This is a genomic window from Kitasatospora sp. NPDC028055, assembly GCF_040637885.1.
Taxonomy (GTDB): Bacteria; Actinomycetota; Actinomycetes; order Streptomycetales; family Streptomycetaceae; genus Kitasatospora.
Genome location: NZ_JBEZXE010000102.1, coordinates 1 through 4,706 on the forward strand (window position 1 = coordinate 1; position 4,706 = coordinate 4,706).

Here is a 4,706-nt window from a genome sequence, read left to right on the forward strand (position 1 = left end):
AGCTTCCTGGGCCCCTGCGGCTGCCGGTCCTCGCGGATCTCGAAGGTCATTGCACTCCCCAGCTGGGGCGTTGCAACGATCCCTAGAACTCAAGGGCCCGCAGGCGGGGGTTTGAAGACGGGCCCTACGGGTCGTCCTGCTCCCCCTGCTCCCCCTGCTCGGCCAGTTCACGCTCCCGCCGCTCGGCGGCCGCGCGCGCCTCCGTGATCGTGGGGACGGCGCCGAGGGCCTCCTCCGGGCGGCCCAGTCTGATCAGCATCTCGGTCAGGTCGAAGTCGACCCGATGGTGGGTGGACGCCCGGAGCAGCGCGAGGGCCTCCTCCGGGCGGCCGTCCCGCTCCAGCAGCCGCGCCACCACGGTGTCCCACTCCCCGGGCTCCTGCTCGTTGAGCGCGGCGGCCTCCGCGAGACCCTCCGCACAGCGGCCCGCCTCGCCCAGGAGCCAGAACCGCAGCCGGAGGATGCTCTCCGGATGCCCCTCGGCGTACGCACCGGTGAGCCCCTCCACGGGTGGACACCACCGTGGGTTCGCGCTTACCAGAGAAGATCATCGATGTTCACGCGGGCAACCTACGAACCGTCACTGACACCGAGGTTCGTGGCTGGGTTCCCGGTGGTCGTGGTGGCGGCCCTGCGCGCGGGGGGTGTCAGGGGGTGGCCGCGAGGAGGGCGGTCTGGAAGACGAAGCGGTTCCACGGGGTGCGTGGGTCGCGGCCGGTGGTGGTGGCGAGGCGGCGGAGGCGGTAGCGGACGGTTTGCGGGTGGAGGTGGAGGCGGGCGGCCGCGCCCGCGGCGCCGTCGGCGTAGATCACCGCGTCGAGGGTCCGCCGGGTGTCGTCGTCCTGGGCGAGGTGGCCGAGCACGGCCTCGGTGACCCGGGCGGGGGCGGCGTCCGGGTGTCCGGTCACCAGGGCCACCACCTCCAGGTCGCCGCGGTCGAGCACCCGGCGCTCGGTCCGTACCAGGGGTGGGGCGTGCCGGAGGCCGTGGAGGGCCAGGCGGTAGTCGCGCGGGGCGGTGGCGGCGGTGACGCCGGTGAGCCGGGCGCCGGTGAGGGCGTGCGCGGCGGTCAGGCGGTCCAGCGCCGCCGGGTCGGCCGCCTTGAGCAGGGCGACCCCGACGCCGTCCATGACGGTGTGCAGCGAGGTGAGTTCGAGCTCGCCGGACCGGCCCGCGGCCCGGGCGTCGAGGGCCGTGGCCACCAGCTCGGCCGCCCGCGCGGCGTCGGCGGCTCCGGCGGCTCCGCCGGCTCCCGTGGCCGGGGAGACCACCAACAGGTCGAAGGTGGCGGGCAGTTCGGCGTCGAGTTCGCGCAGCCGCGCGCGCAGGGTGCCGGCGTGGCTCTGCCGGCCGAGCAGCAGGTCCGCGAGGAGGCCGCGCAGCGCGCGTTCGCGGTCCTCGCCGAGGACGCGGCCGGCGGACTCGTAGCCGTCGAAGACCGCCTCCGAGGACTGGTCGAGCACCGTCAGCCAGACCCGGGCCAGTGCGCTGAGGTCGCGCGACGGGACGGCGTCGGGGAAGCGTTCGCCGATCCGGTCGAAGAAGGCCAGCGCGGCCACCCGGTAGGCGCGCAGCACGGCCGCCAGCGGGCGGGCGTCTCGGGCCCGGACGGCGCCGACGCCGCGGAACATCCGGAGGTCATCGGCGTCCAGGGCGCCGTCCACGGACCACAGTTCGAGCACCCGGCGGAGGGTCCAGACGATCAGGGAGCGGACCTCCTCGAGCTGACGGACGTCGAGGTTCGCATAGGCGGGGATCTCCCGGGTGACGGCGGCCATGGCGGCCTCGACCATGCCGGGCTCGTCCGCCAGGATCCGCGCCACGGCGGTGGAGCGGTCAGCGGCAGCGCGGTCGGCGGCCCCGCCGCCCGCCGACGCGCCCCCTACCGGTGTGCCGTGCTCCGATGGCACAGTCTTCTTCATCACCACCTGACAAGCCTAGTGCCCGCCCCCGCGGCCCGCCCGTGACCATGGGGACGGTACGGCCGTCGCGCCCGGGCGACGGCGGATTCCCCCGAGGGAGAGCTGAATGCCGTTCCAGCCTGAGGTGATCGTGGTCGGGGCCGGACTGGCCGGTCTGGTGGCGACGCACGAGCTGGCCAAGGCCGGCCGGCGGGTGCTGGTCGTCGAGCAGGAGAACCGGCGGAACCTCGGCGGCCAGGCGTTCTGGTCGCTCGGCGGCCTCTTCTTCGTCGACAGTCCGGAGCAGCGGCGGGCCGGGATCAAGGACTCGCTGGAATTGGCCCGACAGGACTGGCTCGGTTCGGCCGGCTTCGACCGCCCGGACGACGAGGACCTCTGGGGCCGGCGCTGGGCCGAGGCGTACCTGGCGTGGGCGGCGGGCGGCAAGCGCGGCTACCTGCGCGAGCTGGGCCACCGGGTGGTGCCGCTGGTGGGGTGGGCGGAACGGGGCGCCGGTTCGGCCACCGGCCACGGCAACTCGGTGCCGCGCTTCCACATCACCTGGGGCACCGGGCCCGGCGTGGTGGAGGCCTTCCTGCGCCCGGTGCTGCGGGCGGAGCGCGCCGGGCTGGTGCGGTTCGCCTTCCGGCACCAGGTGGACGAGCTGCTGACGGAGGACGGCGCGGGCGGCGCGGTGGTCGGCGTCCGGGGCTCGGTGCTGGCGCCGGACGACTCGGCGCGCGGGGTCAAGTCCTCGCGCGAGGTGACCGGCCCGTTCGAGGAGCGAGCCGCGGCGGTCGTGGTGACCTCCGGCGGCATCGGGCACAACCACGCGCTGATGCGCGCCAACTGGCCGACCGAGCGGGTCGGTCCGGCGCCCGAGCACCTGATCTCCGGTGTGCCCGCCCACGTCGACGGCCGGATGCTGGCCATCACCGAGCGGGCGGGCGGCCGGGTGGTCAACCGGGACCGGATGTGGGCCTACACCGAGGGCGTGCACAACTGGGACCCGGTCTGGCCGGACCACGCCATCCGGATCCTGCCCGGCCCGTCCTCGATGTGGTTCGACGCCGAGGGGCGCCGACTGACCGGGATGTCCGGCGTGCCGGGGGCCGACTCGATCGGCGCGATGAAGCAGATCCTGGCCACCGGCCACGACTACTCCTGGTTCGTCCTGACCCAGTCGATCATCGAGAAGGAGTTCGCGCTCTCCGGCTCGGAGCAGAACCCCGATCTGACCGGCCGCGACCTCAAGTTCGCGCTGCGCAGCCGGCTGGCGAAGGGCGCCCCCGGCCCGGTGGAGCGGTTCAAGCGGCACGGCGAGGACTTCGTGGTCGCCCGGACCCTGCCCGAGCTGGTCGCGGCCATGAACGGGATCGCCCGCGGCCCGAAGCTCGACGCGGCCATGATCGAACGTCAGATCGTCGCCAGGGACCGGGAGTTGGGCAACGAGTTCAGCAAGGACGTGCAGGTGATGGCGATCCACAACGCCCGCCGGTCACTGACCGACCGGATCGCCCGGGTCGCCCGGCCGCACCGGATCCTCGACCCGGCGCACGGCCCGCTGATCGGCGTACGGCTCAACATCCTGTCCCGCAAGACCCTCGGCGGCCTGCAGACCGACCTGGACTCCCGGGTGATCGGAGCCGACGGGGCGCCCGTCCCCGGCCTGTACGCCGCCGGGGAGGTGGCCGGGTTCGGCGGCGGGGGCGTGCACGGGTACAACGCCCTGGAGGGCACCTTCCTCGGCGGGTGCATCTTCTCGGGGCGAGCAGCCGGACTCGCCATCTCTCGTACGCTGTGAGTTGATTGACGCATCGTCAGCCGGTCAGCCAGGGCGCCTCAGGGAGCTTGGCGTCGGCGTTGCGGCCGGAGAACTCCACGGTGGCCGGTGTGCCCAGGCCCGCCATCCGCATGGTGACCCGGCGCAGCGAGCCGTCGCCGTCCACCCAGTAGGTGAGCGGCGAGCGGTTGCCGTCCGGCGCGGCGCCCTGGGCACGCGGGCCGGAGAAGCGGTCGTAGCTGCGGCCGTCGATCCGGTCCTGGCCGAGCCAGCGGGCGCCGGACTGGGCGAGCAGCACCGGGTTGTCGGGGCGGTCGGCGCCGAGCTGGGTGAGCAGTTGGAGGCCGGCGTCCAGCGGGTCGGCGGTGTACGAACGCGGCGACCAGCCGGACCGGGGGACGTGTTCGGCCTGCTGCCACGGCGGGCTCTGGTCGCCCTCGGGTTCGGGGGCGAGGCCGAGGCCGCCGGTGTCCCAGACCACCAGCCCGTGGTCGAGCGGACCGCTCGCTCCGGTGGACCGGTAGCGGCCGGCGCCCCGGTGGGTGCGGTAGTCGACGACCCCCTCGACCTGGATCCGCACTCCCCCACCCTCGTCCGCGGTGAGCACCACGTTCACGGGGCTGGCCTGGTAGAGGTTCAGCCGGGACAGCGCCAGCCGGGCGGCCTCGTCGCTGCTGACCGGCCGCTCCGCGGCCTGGTCGGAGACCGTCTCGTACGCGGCGACGCCGCCCGCGACGGCGGCGCACACCGCGAACGCGACCAGCGCCGTCAACCAGCGGGGGCGGCGGCGCCGGGGCGGTTCGGCGGCGGGGGCGGCCTTCGTCTTCCGGGCCATGCGGGGGTCTTCTCCGATCGGTCGTTACGGTCAGGCGGTCAAGCGGTCAGGCGGGTGGGCCGGTGGGCCAGGCGGGCCAGGCGGTCCGGCTGAGCCTGGGCGGTTCGGGCGGGCCGGGCACGGGAACCGGGCGGGGGGGGGGGGGGGCGGGGGGGGGGGGGGGGGCGCGGGGGCGGCGGGGGCCGGC

At 75.0% G+C, this 4,706-nt stretch carries 4 protein-coding genes; 1 reads left to right on the top strand and 3 read right to left on the bottom strand.

Annotation, left to right across the window (positions count from 1 at the left end):
* Positions 1-124: 124 nt before the first annotated feature.
* Positions 125-508: a hypothetical protein gene (locus AB0F71_RS39680; RefSeq protein WP_360246128.1), complete on the bottom strand. Its 384-nt coding sequence runs from the start codon at positions 506-508 to the stop codon at positions 125-127.
* 139 nt (positions 509-647) lie between these two features.
* Entirely contained in the window at positions 648-1,922 is a 1,275-nt protein-coding gene (locus AB0F71_RS39685; protein WP_360246131.1) for a helix-turn-helix domain-containing protein, read from the bottom strand.
* A gap of 106 nt (positions 1,923-2,028) precedes the next feature.
* On the opposite strand from AB0F71_RS39685, the gene AB0F71_RS39690 reads away from it, so the two are divergent.
* A complete protein-coding gene (locus AB0F71_RS39690; protein ID WP_360246134.1) occupies positions 2,029-3,705 on the top strand; it encodes an FAD-binding dehydrogenase in 1,677 nt (558 codons plus the stop codon).
* Between the two features lie 16 nt (positions 3,706-3,721).
* Here AB0F71_RS39690 and AB0F71_RS39695 read toward each other — a convergent pair whose 3' ends face one another.
* The gene (locus tag AB0F71_RS39695) at positions 3,722-4,519 is read right to left on the bottom strand and encodes a hypothetical protein (RefSeq protein WP_360246137.1); all 798 of its coding nucleotides are present in this window, start codon (positions 4,517-4,519) and stop codon (positions 3,722-3,724) included.
* Positions 4,520-4,706 lie beyond the last annotated feature (187 nt).

Bases quoted from the DNA above. Each gene is read 5' to 3' on its own strand.
- AB0F71_RS39690 (WP_360246134.1), top strand. From the start codon at position 2,029: ATGCCGTTCCAGCCTGAGGTGATCGTGGTCGGGGCCGGACTGGCCGGT.
- AB0F71_RS39695 (WP_360246137.1), bottom strand. From the start codon at position 4,519: ATGGCCCGGAAGACGAAGGCCGCCCCCGCCGCCGAACCGCCCCGGCGC.
- AB0F71_RS39685 (WP_360246131.1), bottom strand. From the start codon at position 1,922: ATGAAGAAGACTGTGCCATCGGAGCACGGCACACCGGTAGGGGGCGCG.